Annotated in this window: 1 rRNA gene; it reads left to right on the forward strand. The window is 50.2% G+C overall.

Annotation, left to right across the window (positions count from 1 at the left end):
* Positions 1-4: 4 nt before the first annotated feature.
* Positions 5-2,835: ribosomal RNA gene (locus H8R91_RS11900) — 23S ribosomal RNA — on the forward strand.
* The last annotated feature ends 44 nt before the right edge of the window (positions 2,836-2,879 follow it).

The following is a 2,879-nucleotide window of genomic DNA, read 5'->3' on the forward strand; positions in this document are numbered from 1 at the left end:
AAATGGTCAAGCTACAAAGAGCACAAGGGGAATGCCTTGGCACCGAGAGCCGAAGAAGGACGTGACTAACTGCGATAAGCTACGGGGAGCTGTAAGTGAGCGTTATATCCGTAGATTTCCGAATGGAGCAATCCGGCCAGAGGAAAGTCTGGTCATCATATACTGAATACATAGGTATATGAGGGGAACCGCCTGAACTGAAACATCTAAGTAGGGCGAGGAAGAGAAATCAACTGAGATTCCGTAAGTAGTGGCGAGCGAACGCGGAAGAGGCCAAACCTAATGTAGTAATATGTTAGGGGTTCGGACAGTATAATGAATTGTCGAGATTTAGCCGAATGTCATGGGAAGGGCAATCAAAGAAGGTGAAAATCCTGTAGGCGAAAAGTTAAGACATCAGACTGTATCCAGAGTACCGCCGGACACGTGAAACCCGGTGGGAATATGGGGGGACCATCCTCCAAGCCTAAATACTACTCGGTGACCGATAGAGAAGAAGTACTGTGAAGGAAAGGTGAAAAGCACCCCGGAAGGGGAGTGAAAGAGAACCTGAAACCTTGTGTTTACAAGCACCGAAAGTTCATCAACGAACGATCGGGTACCTTTTGTAGAATGGTCCGGCGAGTGAATGTAACTGGCAAGGTTAAGCACTTAAGGTGTGAAGCCGTAGCGAGAGCGAGTCTAAATAGGGCGTAAGAAGTCAGTTGTATTCGACCCGAAACCGGGTGACCTACCCATGTCCAGGCTGAAGTGCAGGTAAAACTTCATGGAGGGCCGAACCGACTCCCGTTGAAATGGTAGCGGATGAGGTGTGGGTAGCGGAGAAATTCCAATCGAACCCGGAGATAGCTGGTTCTCTCCGAAATAGCTTTAGGGCTAGCCTTGGAATAGATTACTGGAGGTAAAGCACTGAATTGGCTAGGGGCCGAGAGGTTACTGAACCTTATCAAACTAAGAATGCCAGATAATCGTTTTCCAGGAGTCAGACAGTGGGAGATAAGTTTCATTGTCAAAAGGGAAACAGCCCAGACCTACAGCTAAGGTCCCAAAGTATAGTTAAGTGGAAAAGGATGTGGAATTGCATAGACAACCAGGATGTTGGCTTAGAAGCAGCCACTCATTAAAAGAGTGCGTAATAGCTCACTGGTCGAGTGATTCTGCGCCGAAAATTTAACGGGGCTAAACTATACACCGAAGCTTAGGATACCGCAAGGTATGGTAGGAGAGCGTTCTGTACGGAGTGAAGTCGTAGCGAAAGCGGCGGTGGACTGTACAGAAGTGAGAATGCCGGAATAAGTAGCGAGAATTAAGTGAGAATCTTAATGGCCGAAAGTCTAAGGTTTTTGGAGGAAGGTTCGTCCGCTCCAAGTAAGTCGGGAGCTAAGGTCAGGCCGAAAGGCGTAGCCGATGCACAAACGGTTGATATTCCGTTACCGTCTACAATTTAAACAAAGGGACACATACAAAGCGTTTAACCTGGGCGATGGTTGACCCGGGCGCAAGGGACTGAAATTAGAGTAGGGAAGTAAATGTGGCGTATGGCGAGAAAAGCTTTGTGTATAGAAGTAGGCGCCCGTACCGCAAACCGACACAGGTGGACAGGAAGAGAATTCTAAGGCCAGCGGGAGAAGGGTAGTTAAGGAACTCGGCAAATTGACTCCGTAACTTCGGAATAAGGAGTGCTCGAAAGAGCCGCAGAGAATAGGCCCAGGCGACTGTTTAGCAAAAACACAGGTCTCTGCCAAATCGAAAGATGAAGTATAGGGGCTGACACCTGCCCGGTGCCGGAAGGTTAAGAGGAGGAGTGCAAGCTCCGAATTGAAGCCCCGGTAAACGGCGGCCGTAACTATAACGGTCCTAAGGTAGCGAAATTCCTTGTCGGGTAAGTTCCGACCCGCACGAATGGTGTAACGATCTGGGCACTGTCTCAACTACCCACCCGGCGAAATTGTAGTACCGGTGAAGATGCCGGTTACCTGCGGCAAGACGGAAAGACCCCATGGAGCTTTACTGTAGCCTGATATTGGGTTTCGGAAATCTATGTACAGGATAGGCGGGAGACTGGGAAGTATGAGCGTCAGCTTATACGGAGTCGTTGTTGGGATACCGCCCTTAGGTTTCTGGAATTCTAACCTGCGACCGTGAATCCGGTCGGGGGACATTGTCAGGTGGGCAGTTTGACTGGGGCGGTCGCCTCCGAAAAGGTAACGGAGGCGCTCAAAGGTTGGCTCAGCACGGACGGAAACCGTGCCTCTGAGTGTAAACGCAAAAGCCAGCCTAACTGCGAGGATGACGGTCCGAGCAGTAACGAAAGTTGGAGTTAGTGATCCGGCGGTATGTGAATGGAAATGCCGTCGCTCAACGGATAAAAGCTACCCTGGGGATAACAGGCTGATCTCCCCCAAGAGTCCACATCGACGGGGAGGTTTGGCACCTCGATGTCGGCTCATCACATCCTGGGGCTGTATTCGGTCCCAAGGGTTCGGCTGTTCGCCGATTAAAGTGGTACGCGAGCTGGGTTCAGAACGTCGCGAGACAGTTCGGTCCCTATCTGTCGTGGGCGCAGGATATTTGAGGAGCTCTGTCCTTAGTACGAGAGGACCGGGATGGACGTACCTCTGGTGCACCAGTTGTCATGCCAATGGCACGGCTGGGCAGCTACGTACGGAACGGATAAACGCTGAAAGCATCTAAGCGTGAAGCCGACTCCAAGATTAGATATCCCATTGCATAAGCAAGTAAGACCCCTTGAGGACTACGAGGTTGATAGGCTGCGTGTGTAAGTGTCGTGAGGCATTTAGCTTGGCAGTACTAATAGGTCGAGGGCTTGACCACAAGAGTCTTTTGGTCAGCTTATTAAAGTATTTACAATATTGCTT

This window comes from Ruminococcus intestinalis (assembly GCF_014288065.1).
Taxonomy (GTDB): domain Bacteria; phylum Bacillota; class Clostridia; order Oscillospirales; family Acutalibacteraceae; genus Ruminococcoides; species Ruminococcoides intestinale_A.